The organism is Bifidobacterium saguini DSM 23967, from assembly GCF_000741715.1.
Lineage (GTDB): Bacteria > Actinomycetota > Actinomycetes > Actinomycetales > Bifidobacteriaceae > Bifidobacterium > Bifidobacterium saguini.
Genome location: NZ_JGZN01000007.1, coordinates 73926 through 88449, shown reverse-complemented (window position 1 = coordinate 88449; position 14524 = coordinate 73926). Strand labels below are relative to the sequence as shown.

13 protein-coding genes are annotated in these 14524 nt (G+C 56.8%); 12 read left to right on the top strand and 1 reads right to left on the bottom strand.

Annotation, left to right across the window (positions count from 1 at the left end; translation table 11 throughout):
* Positions 1 to 66 precede the first annotated feature (66 nt).
* The 9 genes from BISA_RS04930 (at position 67) to pstB (ending at position 10452) form a co-directional block, all read left to right on the top strand.
* On the top strand, positions 67 to 1290 hold the full coding sequence (locus tag BISA_RS04930) for a 3-deoxy-7-phosphoheptulonate synthase (RefSeq protein WP_033890569.1): 1224 nt from the start codon (positions 67 to 69) through the stop codon (positions 1288 to 1290).
* A gap of 20 nt (positions 1291 to 1310) precedes the next feature.
* Entirely contained in the window at positions 1311 to 2024 is a 714-nt protein-coding gene (gene mtnN, locus BISA_RS04925) for a 5'-methylthioadenosine/S-adenosylhomocysteine nucleosidase (protein WP_081890015.1), read from the top strand.
* Between the two features lie 341 nt (positions 2025 to 2365).
* The gene (locus tag BISA_RS04920) at positions 2366 to 3679 is read left to right on the top strand and encodes an MFS transporter (protein WP_033890567.1); all 1314 of its coding nucleotides are present in this window, start codon (positions 2366 to 2368) and stop codon (positions 3677 to 3679) included.
* A gap of 177 nt (positions 3680 to 3856) precedes the next feature.
* Entirely contained in the window at positions 3857 to 5152 is a 1296-nt protein-coding gene (locus BISA_RS04915; RefSeq protein ID WP_033890566.1) for a sensor histidine kinase, read from the top strand.
* Between the two features lie 213 nt (positions 5153 to 5365).
* The gene (locus BISA_RS04910; RefSeq protein WP_033890565.1) at positions 5366 to 6070 is read left to right on the top strand and encodes a response regulator transcription factor; all 705 of its coding nucleotides are present in this window, start codon (positions 5366 to 5368) and stop codon (positions 6068 to 6070) included.
* A gap of 286 nt (positions 6071 to 6356) precedes the next feature.
* Positions 6357 to 7484, top strand: a complete 1128-nt coding sequence (gene pstS, locus BISA_RS04905) for a phosphate ABC transporter substrate-binding protein PstS (RefSeq protein ID WP_033890564.1) — start codon at positions 6357 to 6359, stop codon at positions 7482 to 7484.
* Between the two features lie 204 nt (positions 7485 to 7688).
* Positions 7689 to 8645 (top strand): phosphate ABC transporter permease subunit PstC, encoded by a 957-nt coding sequence (gene pstC / locus BISA_RS04900; RefSeq protein ID WP_033890563.1) that lies wholly within the window; start codon positions 7689 to 7691, stop codon positions 8643 to 8645.
* Positions 8645 to 9637 (top strand): phosphate ABC transporter permease PstA, encoded by a 993-nt coding sequence (gene pstA, locus BISA_RS04895; protein ID WP_033890562.1) that lies wholly within the window; start codon positions 8645 to 8647, stop codon positions 9635 to 9637. The genes pstC and pstA overlap by 1 nt, the downstream gene beginning before the upstream one ends.
* Positions 9638 to 9672: 35 nt before the next feature.
* Complete coding sequence (gene pstB / locus BISA_RS04890) at positions 9673 to 10452, top strand: phosphate ABC transporter ATP-binding protein PstB (protein ID WP_033890559.1); 780 nt, start codon at positions 9673 to 9675, stop codon at positions 10450 to 10452.
* A 302-nt stretch (positions 10453 to 10754) separates the two neighbouring features.
* On the opposite strand, the gene BISA_RS04885 is transcribed toward pstB, so the two are convergent.
* Positions 10755 to 12149, bottom strand: a complete 1395-nt coding sequence (locus tag BISA_RS04885) for an NCS2 family permease (RefSeq protein ID WP_033890558.1) — start codon at positions 12147 to 12149, stop codon at positions 10755 to 10757.
* A 251-nt stretch (positions 12150 to 12400) separates the two neighbouring features.
* Between BISA_RS04885 and BISA_RS04880 the strand changes: the two genes are divergently transcribed.
* From BISA_RS04880 to rplL, 3 genes are all read left to right on the top strand, one after another.
* Positions 12401 to 13117, top strand: coding sequence for a hypothetical protein (locus BISA_RS04880; RefSeq protein ID WP_033890557.1), 717 nt, complete (start codon positions 12401 to 12403; stop codon positions 13115 to 13117).
* A 327-nt stretch (positions 13118 to 13444) separates the two neighbouring features.
* A complete protein-coding gene (rplJ, locus tag BISA_RS04875; protein WP_033890556.1) occupies positions 13445 to 13966 on the top strand; it encodes a 50S ribosomal protein L10 in 522 nt (173 codons plus the stop codon).
* Between the two features lie 105 nt (positions 13967 to 14071).
* Positions 14072 to 14455: a 50S ribosomal protein L7/L12 gene (gene rplL / locus BISA_RS04870; protein WP_033890555.1), complete on the top strand. Its 384-nt coding sequence runs from the start codon at positions 14072 to 14074 to the stop codon at positions 14453 to 14455.
* Positions 14456 to 14524: the final 69 nt, after the last annotated feature.

The window sequence follows — 14524 nt, the reverse complement described above, 5'->3', positions numbered from 1 at the left end:
CTATTGCCGCTGTTGCCGCTATGGTTAGGTATCCTTGGTGTGGACTAGTCACAAGGAGTACAAGACATGCAGCAGCAGCAAGGCGCAGCCAACCCATTGCAGGTTGGGCCGCAGCCGTTGAATACGCCTGAAGAGCTTCGTGCGATTCGTCAGGCTATGGGCGAGGGTAAGAATCCTCTTATTGCTACGGATGTGCCGCGTTGGGAAGATCAGGTCGGTGTTAGCCGCATCATTAACCGTCGAGTTTTGGAGCTTGAGCCGCTGCCGACTCCTGCTCAGGTGCTTGCCGAGTTGCCGTTAACCCCTGAAGCTCAGGAAATCGTCGCCTATTCGCGTGATGAGATTCGCGCATGCCTCTACGGCCAGGACGATCGTCTGCTGGTGATTGTCGGTCCCTGTTCGGTGCACGACCCCAAGGCGGCACTCGACTATGCGCATCGCCTGGCCAAGGTGATGAAGGAAACCGAACGTGAGCTGCTCATTGTGATGCGCGTGTACTTTGAGAAGCCGCGCACCACCGTGGGCTGGAAGGGTCTGATCAACGACCCGGACATTGATGGTAGCCACCATATCAAGAAGGGTTTGTTGCTGGCGCGTAAGACACTGCTCGGTGTGCTCGGCGAGGGTTTGGCGGCCGCCACGGAATTCCTCGAGCCGACGAGCCCGCAGTTCATCGCCGATGCGGTGAGCTGGGGTGCTATTGGCGCGCGCAACACCGAAAGTCAGGTGCATCGTCAGCTGGCCAGTGGTTTGTCGATGCCGGTGGGCTTCAAGAATGCAACTGATGGTTCGGTCAAGGCTGCGGTCAACGGCTGCTTTGCTGCGGCTCAGCAGCACACGTTCTTCGGCATCGACCATTTGGGACGCGCCTGCGCTGTCGAAACGCTCGGCAATCCGGATTGCCATGTGGTGCTGCGCGGCTCGATTCATGGCCCGAACTATGACGCTGAATCAGTAACCAAAGCTATGGATACCATTCGCGATGAGATGCCGGCCGAATCCGCTGCCGCCCACGGTTTGATCGTGGACTGCTCGCATGGCAATTCCGGCAAGGACGAGCATCGTCAGGCTGAAGTGGTGCGTGATATTGCCCGTCGTATCGCGGCAGGGGAGCAGGGTATTACCGGCATCATGATGGAAAGCTTCATCGAAGGCGGCCATCAGAAGGCTGCACCACTCGATCAGTTGGTGTACGGCAAGTCCATCACCGATAAGTGCATCAGCTGGCCGGATACCGAAGCGCTGCTGCATGAACTGGCCGAAGCCGTGGCCGCACGCCGCTGGAAGTAGGAAAGGAAAGGATTTCAAAAATGGGTATGAAAACCGTTGCAATCATTGGTGCTTTGAATGAGGAAGTGGCGCTGATCGCCAAGTCCTTGACGCATGTCGCCCACGTCAACAAGGGCAGCCTTGATATTGCCGTAGGCACTGTGGACTCCTTTGGCGCTGACGTGATTAAAGTTGCGGCGACTGTGGGCGGCATGGGTTTGGTCAATGCCGCTGCCACCGCTCAGCTGTTGATTGACGAGTTCAATCCTGATGCTGTGATTTTCAGCGGTATCGCCGGCAACCTGAACAAGCATCTGCACATCAATGATGTGGTGCTTGGCGGCACGTTGCGTTACCTCGACACTGACATGCGCTTGGTTGGCCAGTGGAAGCCTGGCACCGAAGACAAGCCGGTCACGGAATTCTTCTCCGATCCGAAACTGCTGGAGGTTGCCGATCAGGCATTGAGCAATGCTGGTATTACGCATATCACGGGCATTATCGCGTCCGGCAATTACTTTGTGGACACTCCTGAGAAGGTGGAGGAAGTCATTCGACTGACCGGTGCTGATGCCGTGGAAATGGAAGGCGCCGCTGTGGCGCAGGTCGCAGCACGCAACGAGGTGCCCGCGCTGATTATCCGTGCGCTGTCCGATAACGCGGATACGGATTACGAAGTATTCAAGGAATTCGATATTTCCGAATACGCCAATACCGCCGCGGGCCTTGCCGTAGACATCGTCAAGCGTCTGTAGCGTTCAGACGCGGCGACTTCTCTGTCAAGGGGCAGTCGGCAGCGTGGTTAATCGATGGGCTAATGAGAGGTTCACACAGCAGTGAACCTCTCGTTTTCATATTGGCGGCTATCTCATCGATTTCACTATGTGAACTCTCTCGCCTTCCTTGCCGACATGTGGGCCATACTCGAGCATCAGGCACAGCGATGTGTGGAGAACGTTGCTGTGGCCACAAGCCGTAATAGCTCTTCTTCCACTTGCCTGTCGTTGTGCTCAATACTTTGAGCCGAGCAATACATCGATTGCAAGGCCATGCTGCACGAAAGATATGTATTCGCAGCATGATGAAGAGAGGGATTATGTCTGCAACTGCTACTGCGGCCACCAAGGAACCGGTGAAGAAGGATTCGGTTCCTGAGATCATCGCCGCATCTATGGTCGGTACGGCCATCGAATTCTACGATAACTACTGTTACTCCATCGCAGCCGCCAGCTACTTCGGTATGGTGTTCTTCACCGAAGTTGCCAAGTCCAATCAGGCGCTGGCCACGCTGATGGCATTCGTCACCTTCGCTGTTTCCTTCCTCGCCCGCCCGTTCGGCTCCATGCTGTTCGGCCACTTTGGCGACAAGATGGGCCGTAAGAAGACGCTGGTTATCGCCCTGATGACTATGGGTATCGCCACCTTCCTGGTCGGCTGCCTGCCGGGTTACGACCAGATCGGCGCTTGGTCCGTGGTGATTCTGTGCATCTGCCGTGCGTGCCAGGGCGTTGGCCTGGCCGGCGAATGGTCCGGTGCTGCACTGGTGGCCACCGAGAACGCTCCTGCCGATAAGCGCGCCCTGTACGGTTCCTTCCCGAACCTCGGCGCTCCGATCGGCTTCTTCTGCGCCTACGGCCTGAACCTGCTGCTTGAATCCAATCTGACCCAGGAGCAGATGGTGGCCTTCGGCTGGCGTATCCCGTTCCTGTGCTCCGCAGTGCTCGTGGCCATCGGCCTGTACGTGCGTGCCCGCATGTCTGAGACCCCGGTGTTCCAGAAGGCTTCCGATGAGAAGCGCACATCCAAGCACCCGCTCACCGATCTGCTGCCGTACTGGAAGGAAGTCCTCCTCGGCACCGTGGCTATGGGCATCACCTACACCCTGTTCTACATCCTCGGCACCTGGTCTCTGGCTTACGGCGTCAAGGGCCTGAAGTTCACTCAGGGCGAGTACCTGCTCATGCAGATGACCTCCGTGATCTTCTTCGCTATCTTCATCATCATCTCCTGCGTGTACGCCGATAAGATCGGCCGTAAGAAGGTGCTCATCGCAGCAACCTTCTGCACGCTGGTCTTCAGCTTCTTCACCCCGCTGCTGCTTGTTCACTCCGCTGCACACATCATGATCTTCCTGTGCGTCGGCTTCGTGTTCATGGGCAGCCTCTTCGGACCGTGCGGCGCTTACCTGCCTGAGCTCTTCCCGGTGCATGTGCGTTACTCTGGCGCAGGCCTGAGCTACAACCTGGCCGCCATCTTCGGTGGTGCTTTCGCCCCGACCATCGCCCAGGCTCTGGTTACCTCCAAGTTCGGTGTTGCCGGTGTGGGCTGGTACATGGCCATCATGGCTGCTCTCGCACTGCTTGCCCTCTTCCTGATCAAGGAAAGCAAGGACAAGGATTACGAGCTGTGATCGCTCAATACTGACGAATTCCCGTTGAACAGGAATCTCTGCAATGGCGTCATCCCCTTCGGATGGCGCCATTTTTTTGTGGAACATCGGCAATTGAGCCGAGCGGCAAATGAACAATAGGCGAACTTACGTAGTTTGCATGGCAAGCTACGCCTACCTCGTTTTACTCTAGAAACCATGAATGTCTGGCAGATCATCATTGTTGTGGCGCTTGTTGCGCTGGCGTTAGCGTGGGCCATCGTCATCGCATACGGCAAAGGGCGCGCAGCCGGTCGCGTGGCAGCGCAGGAGGCTATGGCCGCGGATGAGGACGCCAAATCGTTGTTTGGCGATGACATTCCCGTGCGGCCTACCGAACGTCGCCTGATTGAAGTGCTGCCCGAGGCGGTTATTGTCACGAACCGCAATGGTCTCGTGCACTATGCCAGCCCAGGCTCGGTGCCGTTTGGGCTTGTATCCGGCAAACGCATTAATTCGCGCGAAGTTGAGGATATTCTTACCCAAGCCGCGTCCGATGGCGGTGTTCGCGAACGTGAAGTTCAGCTGCCTTTGAATCGTGGCCCGTTCCCCTCGCTGACCGGAAAAGGTATTGAAGCCGGTCAGTTGAGACCATCTAATACCTTGTACCTGCGTGTGCGTATTGGCGATATTGGTGATGATCTGTACGCCATTTTCATCAGTGATATGTCCGAGCAACGCCGTTTTGAAGCGGTTCGCCGTGACTTTGTGACCAATGTGTCCCATGAGCTGAAAACTCCGGCTGGCGCTATCTCACTGTTGGCTGAAACCATTACCGATGCGGCTGATGACCCGGATGCGGTGCGTTACTTCTCCGGACGCATTTCCAAGGAATCCGCGCGCCTTACCGAATTAGTGCATCATCTGATTGATTTGCAGAGAGCACAGAGTTCTCAAGGTGAGGTGAACGCCAAGCGTATTTCCGCCCTGGCTGTGGCGCGTGCGGCCATCGCTGACAACCAAGTGCAAGCTGAAGCTCATCATGTTGAGATTCGCTTGAACGCAAACGGTAAACCCGAGCCTATCGACTCCAGCGATGAGACGCCTGAAGATGCGGAGCACGCTAAGAATCTGACAATTCTGGCTGATGCCGATGCCATGCAAACCGCGGTAAAGAATCTGGTGGAAAACGCCATCCATTATTCTCCCGAGCACACCACTGTGGCGGTTGACGTGGGGCAGCGAGACGGCAAAGTCACCATTCGTGTGGTCGATCAGGGCATTGGCATTCCCGAAGAATCATTGGATCGTATTTTCGAGCGCTTCTACCGCGTCGATCCTGCGCGTTCGCGCCAAACCGGTGGTTCGGGTCTGGGGCTTGCCATCACCAAACATTGTGTGCAGGAGAACGGCGGGCGTATCTCGGTATGGTCGCGCCAAGGCGAAGGTTCAACCTTTACTATCGAACTGCCTGCCGCGCCGGAGAGCGGCACATCCGAGTCACATAGTGAATAGCAACTGATCATTTCGATGAACATTGCCTGGGGTACTGGCAGGCATGCAATCGACTGTGATGATTGGTGTTTGCGCCATTGTGCCCCGTGCGTAGCGCAAACCTATAAATTACGTACTTTAGGCAAACAGCAGGCTAACAGGGAATAGATGGTTACGATGGTATCTGAGATTTTTGCGCCGACTCGAACGGGCACCTACCCGAGAAAGGCAACTATGACACGTATTCTTATCGTCGAAGACGAGGAATCCTATCGCGAACCACTGGTCTACCAACTTACACGCGAGGGGTATGACGTGTCTGCTGCAGCCACCGGCGAAGAAGGCTTGGAACTTTTCACCAAAGGCGGCATTGATCTGGTGCTTCTTGATTTGATGCTGCCGGGCATTGACGGCACAGCTTTGTGCCGCCGCATTCGTGAGCAAAGTCGTGTGCCGATTATCATGCTCACCGCCAAAAGCGCTGAAATCGATAAGGTTGTTGGTCTGGAAATCGGCGCCGATGATTACGTCACCAAGCCGTACTCCTTCCGTGAGCTGCTGGCTCGCATTCGTGCCGTGCTGCGCCGCAACCAGGCCACCGCGCAGGCAGCTGGTTCGGTAGATGATGATATTCCGCTGGTGTGCGGCGACATTTCCATGCAGGTAGGCCAGCATCAGGTCACGGTGCGCGGCGAAACTGTTTTCTTCCCGCTGAAGGAATTCGAGCTGCTGGAATATCTGATGCAGAACAAGGGTCGTGTGATGACTCGTCATCAGCTCATCGACCGTATTTGGGGTTCAGATTATGTGGGGGATACGAAGACCCTGGACGTACATGTGAAGCGCGTACGCTCCAAGATCGAAGAAGACCCTGCCCACCCCAAGTACCTGACCACGGTGCGTGGCCTCGGCTATAAAATCGATACCCCTGCGGAATAAACCGGCAAGCCAAGGATTGCAACCGAAACGAGAACTCAGCGGCCCACTGCGGCCGCTTTTTCATATCGAAAACAGTACCGTTTCGTTGTGTCGGCTAGAACGATGGCAAACTACGTAGTATTTACGTAGTTTCACATATCAGCAAGTGTTCATCTTCTGTTTACTGATTTCGGTGTAGAGCCCTCTCAAGCGCCAATAGGCTTGTAGTTGTCACGAAATGACCGGGCCTTGTGCACTGACCTGTATAACGCCCGAGATTTATTGATAGAGGGAATAAGAAACAATTATGCAGAAGAACATTTTCGTTCGCTCCCTTGCCGCCCTGTCCGGCATCGCGATGCTCGCCACTGTCGCTGCCTGCGGCGATAACACTGCTTCCACTACCGACTCTTCTAACGAGTCCACTTCTAAGTCCACTCCGATTTCCGGCGACTTCCAGGGCGCTGGCGCTACCTCCCAGCAGGCTGCTGTTGAGGCTTGGATCGCCGGCTTCCAGGGCACCAACCCGAATGCCAAGATTGCTTACAACCCGACTGGTTCCGGCGCTGGTGTGACCACCTTCCTGACCGGTGCTACCGCTTGGGCTGGCTCCGATAAGGCTCTCTCTGATGATGACATCGCCAAGTCCAAGGCCGTCTGCGCTTCCGGCCAGGCCTTCGATGTGCCGGTTTACATCTCCCCGATCGCCATCGTCTTCAACCTGAAGGGCGTCTCCGACGCTGGCAAGCACATCAACCTTGATGCCACCACAGCCGCCAAGATCTTCGACGGCAAGATCACCACTTGGAACGACCCGGCCATTCAGGATCAGAACAAGGATCTGAAGCTGCCGAGCACCCCGATCACTGTGGTTCACCGTTCCGATAAGTCCGGCACCACCCAGAACTTCGTCTCCTACTTCAAGGATCAGGCTCCTGACGCTTGGACCTACGACCTCTCCGAGAACTGGCCGAACGAGGTTGGCCAGGGTGCTAAGGGTACTTCCGGCGTGATCTCCACCGTCAAGCAGGCTGATGGCACCATCGGTTACGCTGACTTCTCCCAGGTTGGCGATCTCGGCACCGCTGCCATCAAGGTTGGCGACTCCTACAACGAGATTTCCGCTGAGGCTGGCTCCAAGGTCATCGAAGACTCCAAGCTCGACGACACCGCCAAGGGCGAGAACCGTGTGGTCGTCAAGATCAACCACGCCACCGAAGCCAAGGGTGCTTACCCGATCGTTCTGGTCTCCTACGACATCGTCTGCCCGGCATACAAGGACACCAAGCAGGCTGAGTTCGCCAAGGCTTGGCTGACCTACGTCACCTCCGATGAAGGCCAGAAGGCCGCTCAGGATGCTGCCGGCTCCGCTCCGCTGCCGTCCAGCCTGACCTCCCAGATTTCCAAGTCCATCGAAGCCATCAAGACCAAGTGAGCAGACGGTTCCAAGAAAACCGCATGAATCACTAGTTTGGTTCCGATAACTGATAACTGAAAAAGACCATTTTGGTCTGAACTTTGAGCCGCAGTCGTAAGCAATACGGCTGCGGCTCAAAGTGGGTCAAGGGGCATACGGTTTTGCAGGCTTTTTGACCACCAATCCTTACATCCTTACCAATATCCTCGTTAAGGAGAACCCGTGAGTTCGCAAGACAAAACGGCTCTCGCACCATCGGGCGGCAAAACCGCCGACAAGGTGTTCCGTGGTGTGGCATACGCCTGCGGCATTCTGATCCTTGTAGTGCTTGCTGCCGTGTTCCTCTTCCTCTTCTTCCGTGCCTGGCCGCTTATCGGCGGTGATCAGAAGGCCAACAGCGACGTTATCTCCAGCTTTACCGGTGGCAAGGTCTCCAACTTCTGGGGCTATGTGCTGCCGCTGCTGTTCGGTACTGTGCTTATCTCCATCTTGGCTCTGATCATTGCATTCTTCGTGTCCATCGGCATCGCCTTGTTCATCTCCCACTACGCACCGAAGAAGGTCGCTACCGGTCTGAGCTACGTCATCGATCTGCTCGCCGCAATTCCTTCCGTTATCTACGGTCTGTGGGGCGGCTTGATTCTGGTGCCTGCAATCTATCCGTTCTGGAACTGGGTGGCTAACCACCTCGGTTGGTTCCCGCTGTTCGCAGGTCCGGCTGCCAACCCGCAGCGTACCGTCGCCACCGTGGCTGTGGTGCTCGCCGTCATGGTGCTGCCGATCATCACCTCTATGTCGCGTGATATCTTCCTGCAGACTCCGACCCTTCAGCAGGAAGCCGCCTACGGCTTGGGCGCCACCAAGTGGGAGATGATTAAGCTCGCTGTTATCCCGTTCGGACGCTCCGGCATTGTGTCCGCATCCATGCTGGCTCTCGGCCGTGCACTTGGTGAGACGATGGCTGTGTTGATGATTCTTTCCCCGAGCGTTACCGGCTACTCCATCAAGATTCTGCAGGCCTCTCAGAGCAACGCCATCGCATCCAACATTGCCGCCCAGTACCCTGAAGCCAATGATCTTGGTGTGTCCGTGCTGATTGGAACCGGTCTGATTCTGTTCCTCATCACCTTCATTGTGAACTTCGTTGCTCGTAAGATCACTGAGAAAGCGGGTGCCTGATGGCTGAAGAAACCAAGAAGAAGAATCTTGACGGCGCACCCGTCATCGACTTCGATAAGTTCCGCCCCACACGCTCTTCCGAGCAATACCGCAAGGGCAAGGACATCTTTATGTCCGGCCTTATCGCACTGGCCTTCGTAATCGCCTGTATCCCGCTGGTTTCTGTGCTGTGGACCACCATTGTCAATGGTTTTAAGCGTCTGAACCTGAACTTCCTGACCTACAACATGACTGGTGTGGTCGGCGGCAACCCGACCCCGTCCGGCGGCTACGGTGGTGTGCTGCACGCCATCATCGGTACGCTGGAGATCACCGGTGGCGCAATGCTCATCTCCATCCCGATCGGCATCATGTGCGCTGTGTACCTCGTCGAGTACGCTCACGGTGGAAAGCTCGCCATGACCGTCTCCCTGCTGGTCGATGTGATGAGTGGTATTCCTTCCATCGTCGCTGGTTTGTTTGCATTCTCGATGTTCACCATCGTGTTCGGACCAGGTACCATCAATGGTTTCGAAGGTTCCGTGGCATTGTCCCTGCTGATGCTGCCAACCGTGGTGAAGTCCTGTGAAGAGATGCTCAAGATTGTTCCGAACGATCTTCGCGAAGCTTCTTTGGCACTGGGCGTCACCAAGCAGCGCACCATCACCAAGATTGTGCTGCGTACCGCATTGCCGGGCATTGTCTCCGGCTGCATTCTCGCCATCGCTCGTGTGATTGGTGAGACCGCACCATTGCTGATGACCGCCGGCTACATCGCCAGCACCAACTTCAACCTGTTCGCAGGCCAGATGACCACGCTGCCGGTGTACGTCTACCAGGAGTACTCCAAGCTCTCCGCCAACTGCCCGGCCAACGCCACCGCAGCTTGCGTGCCTACCATCCCGATGGAACGTGCTTGGGCTGCAGCTCTCGTGCTGATCGTCGTGGTGCTCGTGCTCAACCTCATCGGTCGTCTGGTGGCTAAGATCTTCGCCGTCAAGACCGAGCGCTAAGCCGTACTGGAAAGTCAAGAAATAAAGGAAACATCATGGGACAACGTATTGACGTCAACCACGAGAACATCTACTACGGCGACTTCCTTGCTGTGGAAGATGTGAACATCAACATCGAGGCCAACAAGGTCACCGCCTTCATCGGCCCATCCGGCTGTGGCAAGTCCACCGTGCTGCGCACGCTCGACCGCATGCATGAGCTCATCCCCGGCGCTCACGTCGAGGGCGAGGTGCTGCTCGAGGGCAAGAACCTGTATGACAAGGACGTGGATCCTGTGTCCGTCCGCCGTGACGTCGGCATGGTCTTCCAGCGCCCGAACCCGTTCCCGACCATGTCCATCCGCGAGAACGTGCTCGCCGGTGTGCGCCTGAACAACAAGCACATCAGCAAGTCCGACGCCGATGATTTGGTTGAGTGGGCTTTGCGCGGCGCCAACCTCTGGAACGAGGTCAAGGATCGTCTGGACAACCCTGGTATCGGCCTTTCCGGTGGCCAGCAGCAGCGTCTGTGCATCGCTCGCGCTGTGGCCGTGCACCCGCAGGTCGTGCTGATGGATGAGCCGTGCTCCGCTCTCGACCCGATCTCCACCTTGGCCGTTGAGGATCTGATCAACGAGCTCAAGGACGATTACACCATCGTGATCGTGACCCACAACATGCAGCAGGCAGCCCGTATCGCCGACTACACCGCCTTCTTCAACCTGAAGGCCGTTGGTCAGCCTGGCCACCTCGAGTACTTCGCGGACACCACCACGATGTTCAACAACCCGCAGAACGCCGAAGCCGAGCGCTACATCTCCGGCCGCTTCGGCTGATCCGTGAAGCGAACAGCCCGGTGGGCTGTTCGTAGGATCGGCCCGAGCGAGGAGGTAGCCGAGAGAGGGTGGGTTAGCCCGCCGTCAGGCGGTCCGTTCTTGCTGGACTGATCGACTGGTTTCGCCTCGCTGTTGTGCCAGCATGTGCTTTGTGAGGCGAAACCGCTATGTGGTTTTCCACTGATGAGAAGGTCCCGTATGGTTTTCATGCGGGACCTTCCCGTTACTTGGATGGAGTTATCGTAATAAGAAATCCCCGTAAGCGATTGCTTACGGGGATTTCTTATTACTGAATCAAACGATTACAGAATCGCCATGCAGACGAAGTCCAGGATGAACAGTGCGGAGACGATCCACAGGATCGGGTGCACTTCCTTGGCCTTGCCTTTGCAGGTCTTCACGATGCAGTACATGATGAAGCCACCGGCGATGCCGTAGGAGATGGAGTAGGAGAAGGCCATGAACACGGCGGCGAAGAACGCCGGGATAGCGTCATCGATGTTGGCCCAATCGATTTCCTTCAACGATGCAGCCATCATGCAGCCCACAATCACCAGCACACCTGCGGTGGCCGCGGACGGCACAGCGGAGATCACCGGAGCCAGGAAGGCGGACAGGGCGAAGCAGATGGCCACGACCACAGAGGTCAGACCAGTGCGGCCGCCTGCGGCGATACCAGCGGAGGATTCCACGTAGGTTGTGGTGTTGGAAGTACCGCAGATAGCGCCGATGGAGGTGGCGATGGAGTCGGCGAACAGGGCCTTATCCATCTTGGAGGAGAAGCCGTGGCCGTTTTCCAGAGCCTCTTCGTCAGCGGCGGAGAAGATGCCGGTGCGGCGGCCGGTGCCGATGAAGGTGCCGAGGGTGTCGAACGTATCAGACATGGAGAAGGCGAAGATAGTCACGATGACCAGCGGCAGCTTGGCCGGGTCGGAGAACAGTGCCGGGAAGCCGTCGGCGGTGAAGATGGCGCCGAAGGTCTGCGGCAGCTGGGAGAAGGTCTCGGAGATGGAGACCGAGGAGCCGAAGTTGGTCACGCCGAACGGAATGCCGATCACGGTGGTGATGGCGATGGCCAGCAGCAGGCCGCCCTTGAGCTTCATCACGGTGAACACGATGGCCAGCACGAGGCCGATGAGGAAGACCCACAGCACCTTATCGTTGAAGGTGGCGAGGCCCGGGGTTGCAGCCACGGCGCCACCCTTGGCGGCAGCCTTCGGGTCGCCCGGGGTGAACTTGATAAGGCCGACGTTCAGCATGCCCACGTAGGCCACGAACAGGCCGATGCCGCCGCCGATGGCCTGCTGCAGCACCTCGGGGATGGCCATGATGATCATCTTACGAATCTTGGTAACGGTGATGAGGATGTTGATCAAACCGCACAGGAACACCATGCACATGGTCTGCTGCCAGGTGAAGCCCAGGCCGAAGCACACCGTGTAGGTGAAGAAGGCGTTGAGGCCCATGCCGGCTGCCTGTGCGTATGGCACGTTGGCGAACAGACCCATAACGAGGGTGCCGATGATGGCTGCGATGATGGTGGCAAGGAACACGCCGCCCCACGGCATACCGGTTTGGGACAGAATCTGCGGGTTGACGACGATGATGTACGCCATTGCGAAGAACGTGGTCAGGCCGGCCAGGATTTCGGTCGAAGCCGTCGTGTTGTTCTCCTTCAAATGGAAGAACTTCTCCATTACTCTCTACTTCCTTGGGTTGTGCGGGGCTTGGCGCGTGAGCTGATACGCTCCGGTTGCCCCGGCGAGAATTGCGACTCGCCCTGATTGGCCTGGCCGCACGCGTATGGTGCATCCACCCAATCAGAACCATCGTTGATTATAACCGGTGCATATATCGTGAATTTCGCAGGCGGGTGCAGCCGAAGCGCGCACTACACTGAAGGCAGTCATAAGGCAGTTCAGTTGTAGATATAAAGGAACGGGGAAAGATGGCAAAGGCACCGGTGGAAGTCAGTATTACTTCATGGCGTAAGAACACAGTGAAACCCGGTCAAGAGCATGGGCGTGTGCTGTTGATGCCGGGCACTGGTTACAACTGTGACCGTCCGCTGCTGTACTGGTCTGCACAGGCCTTGGCCGAGAATGGTTGGCGCATCGACCGTATGAATGTGCGCAATGCTTCGGATGATTTGTCGACCGTGATTCCAGTGCTGAATAATGCCATTGATGGTTGGGTTGACTCGGTGGAGGCTGACCGACTGCTGCTTATCGGCAAGTCGCTTACCACGATGACTTATCCGCATGTAGCCTCCCACTATGGGTTGCCGTTCGTGCTGTTGACTCCAGTGCTGCATCACGCTGATTTCGATCCGTCCGCGCGCGTGATTCCGGTTCCCGCGGTAGGTGATGACATCGTTGGAGAAGATGAGGCCCCCAGCGTTGATGAGGCAGCTCAGGTGATTCGTTCCGAGCATGCCGGAGACTCGCATGCTCGTGGTTCTCGATACGACGGCCCGGCGCCTCTGATTTGCGCCGGTACCGCCGATCCCTTCTATGATCGCATCCGCGCCAACGCACTGACTCCGCATGTGCACGAGTATCCGGATGCCAATCATTCGATTGAGGTGCCGGGTCATTGGCGTCGTTCGCTGGACTATTTAAAGGAAGTGACTGCTTCGGTGGCCCAATACGCCGCCACACTGTAATCGATTCTGAAAAATGTACACTGACGGTCGATGAGCGTACATTTTTTGGGGAAAGGCTACATTATTGCGACACGCCGAAGTGCGGATTGTCGCCAACCGCACGTAAATTAGCAGACCGTAAACCACAGACCGTTGGTTGAAGTGCGCGTGAGTGCATTTCCGAAGTTTGGTTCGCCAAGCCAACGCAGGTTGAGAGATATAAGCCCGTAAAGGGCTCGTGCAAGTCACTTCACGAGATTATGTTGCTCTGCCTGCGTGCAGGGCTTTTTTGTTGCCCAGCTTAAGCGTTCCGGTTTCAAATCAACGGCCGATTTAGGAAGGAACGCCATGAAGAGGCCCGAAAAGGAAGCGGTGGTCGCACAGCTTACGGAACAGTTCCGTAACGCCGATGCTGTCTACCTGACCGAGTACCGCGGGCTTACCGTTCCGCAGGTTTCCGAACTGCGCGAAAAGCTAGGCCGCGATACTTCCTACACTGTGGCTAAGAACACGCTGGCACGCATCGCCGCCAAGGAAGCGGGCATTGAGGGTCTTGACGACCTGCTCAAGGGCCCGACCGCCATCACCTTTGTGAAGGGCGACTTCATCGAGGCTGCGAAGGTCCTGCGTGATTTTGCCAAGACCAACAAGGCTCTCGTTATCTCGGGCGGCTATGCCGATGGCACCGTCTACGACGGCGAGGGTGCAAAGAAGCTGGCAGACATGATGTCTCGCCCGCAGCTCCTGTCCAAGTTCGCTGGCGACCTCAAGGCTACCACTGCCAAGGCCGCTTACCTGTTCGTCGCTCTGCCGACCAAGGCTGTGCGCACGATCGACGCTCTGCGCGAGAAGCAGGAAAAGGCAGCTTGATTTCCATGCGGCTTGCCGCATGAATAATTCGGAAAACAAACAAAACATTGAGACGGTGCGTCCACCAAGTCGCGTAGACCGCCGCCAGAATGAAAGGAAGCCATCATGGCTAAGTACACCAACGAAGAGCTCCTGGAAGCTTTTGGTGAAATGACCCTCGTCGAGCTCTCCGAGTTCGTCAAGGCCTTCGAAGAGAAGTTCGACGTCGAGGCTGCTGCTCCGGTCGCTGCTGTTGCTGCTGCTCCGGCTGCTGGCGCTGGCGCTGAGGAAGAAGAGAAGACCGAGTTCGACGTCGTCCTGACCGCTGTCGGCGACAAGAAGATCCAGGTCATCAAGGCTGTCAAGGCCATCACCAACGCTGGCCTGGCTGAGGCTAAGGCTATGGTTGACGGCGCTCCGAAGGCCATCCTCGAGAAGGCTAAGAAGGAAGACGCTGAGAAGGCTAAGTCCCAGCTGGAAGAGGCTGGCGCTACCGTCGAGCTCAAGTGATTTTGGCGGCATAAGCCGCACATCACAAGCGTTTAGCTTAAGGAACCCCGCACCTAAACACTTAGGTTG

Excerpts from the sequence above, each read along its gene's own strand:
- BISA_RS04930 (WP_033890569.1), top strand. The coding sequence starts at position 67 with ATGCAGCAGCAGCAAGGCGCAGCCAACCCATTGCAGGTTGGGCCGCAG.
- mtnN (WP_081890015.1), top strand. The coding sequence starts at position 1,311 with ATGGGTATGAAAACCGTTGCAATCATTGGTGCTTTGAATGAGGAAGTG.
- BISA_RS04920 (WP_033890567.1), top strand. The coding sequence starts at position 2,366 with ATGTCTGCAACTGCTACTGCGGCCACCAAGGAACCGGTGAAGAAGGAT.
- BISA_RS04915 (WP_033890566.1), top strand. The coding sequence starts at position 3,857 with ATGAATGTCTGGCAGATCATCATTGTTGTGGCGCTTGTTGCGCTGGCG.
- BISA_RS04910 (WP_033890565.1), top strand. The coding sequence starts at position 5,366 with ATGACACGTATTCTTATCGTCGAAGACGAGGAATCCTATCGCGAACCA.
- pstS (WP_033890564.1), top strand. The coding sequence starts at position 6,357 with ATGCAGAAGAACATTTTCGTTCGCTCCCTTGCCGCCCTGTCCGGCATC.
- pstA (WP_033890562.1), top strand. The coding sequence starts at position 8,645 with ATGGCTGAAGAAACCAAGAAGAAGAATCTTGACGGCGCACCCGTCATC.
- pstB (WP_033890559.1), top strand. The coding sequence starts at position 9,673 with ATGGGACAACGTATTGACGTCAACCACGAGAACATCTACTACGGCGAC.
- BISA_RS04885 (WP_033890558.1), bottom strand. The coding sequence starts at position 12,149 with ATGGAGAAGTTCTTCCATTTGAAGGAGAACAACACGACGGCTTCGACC.
- BISA_RS04880 (WP_033890557.1), top strand. The coding sequence starts at position 12,401 with ATGGCAAAGGCACCGGTGGAAGTCAGTATTACTTCATGGCGTAAGAAC.
- rplJ (WP_033890556.1), top strand. The coding sequence starts at position 13,445 with ATGAAGAGGCCCGAAAAGGAAGCGGTGGTCGCACAGCTTACGGAACAG.
- rplL (WP_033890555.1), top strand. The coding sequence starts at position 14,072 with ATGGCTAAGTACACCAACGAAGAGCTCCTGGAAGCTTTTGGTGAAATG.